Source organism: Halorhodospira neutriphila (assembly GCF_016584055.1).
Taxonomy (GTDB): domain Bacteria; phylum Pseudomonadota; class Gammaproteobacteria; order Nitrococcales; family Halorhodospiraceae; genus Halorhodospira; species Halorhodospira neutriphila.
The window spans coordinates 1-748 of the sequence record NZ_NRSH01000274.1; the positions used below are offsets into that span (position 1 = coordinate 1).

Annotated in this window: 1 protein-coding gene; it reads left to right on the forward strand. The window is 77.1% G+C overall.

Annotation, left to right across the window (positions count from 1 at the left end; translation table 11 throughout):
- On the forward strand, nucleotides 1–602 hold a 602-nt coding region (locus tag CKO13_RS12435; RefSeq protein WP_200261472.1), incomplete at its 5' end, for a CheB methylesterase domain-containing protein.
- Nucleotides 603–748: the final 146 nt, after the last annotated feature.

Consider the following 748-nt stretch of genomic DNA (forward strand, 5'->3'; position numbering starts at 1 on the left):
CGCCGCGGCGGCGCGCCGCCGAGCGGATCGTCGCCATCGGCGCCTCCACGGGCGGGACGGTGGCCATCCAGCGCGTGCTCGAGGCGCTGCCGGCGAACGCCCCGCCCGTGCTCGTCACCCAGCACATGCCGCCGGGCTTCTCCGCCGCCTTCGCCGAGCGCCTCGACGGGCTCTGCGCCGTGAGCGTCCACGAGGCCAAGGACGGCCAGCGCGTGCTCCCCGGCCACGCCTACATCGCCCCCGGGGGGACGTACCACCTCGAGCTCGTCCGCGACGGCAGCCGCTACCAGTGCCGGCTCAGCGACGCCGAGCCGGTGAACCGCCACCGCCCCTCGGTGGACGTGCTCTTCGATACCGTGGCCGCGGCGGCCGGGCCCAGCGCCGTCGGGGTCCTGCTCACCGGCATGGGCAACGACGGCGCTGCGGGGCTCGCCCGGCTGCAGGCGGCCGGCGCGCCGACCATCGCCCAGGACGAGGCGAGCAGCGTCGTCTGGGGGATGCCCGGCGCCGCCGTCAAGGCGGGCGCGGCGGACCGGGTCCTGCCCCTCGCCGAGATCGCCGGGGCGGTCCTCGAGGCCGTTGCCCCGCCTTCTTCTGAATAGGTAGCGTAAGAGGTCCTTATGGCTGAGCCGACGGATCGCGACCCCTCCCCCTCGAGCCGGCAGGGCGGGGGGCTCGCTCGCACGCTCCGGCGCTACGCGCTGCCCACCGGGGCGACGCCCGCCGCGGCCAGCGTCGCCCCGGTGGG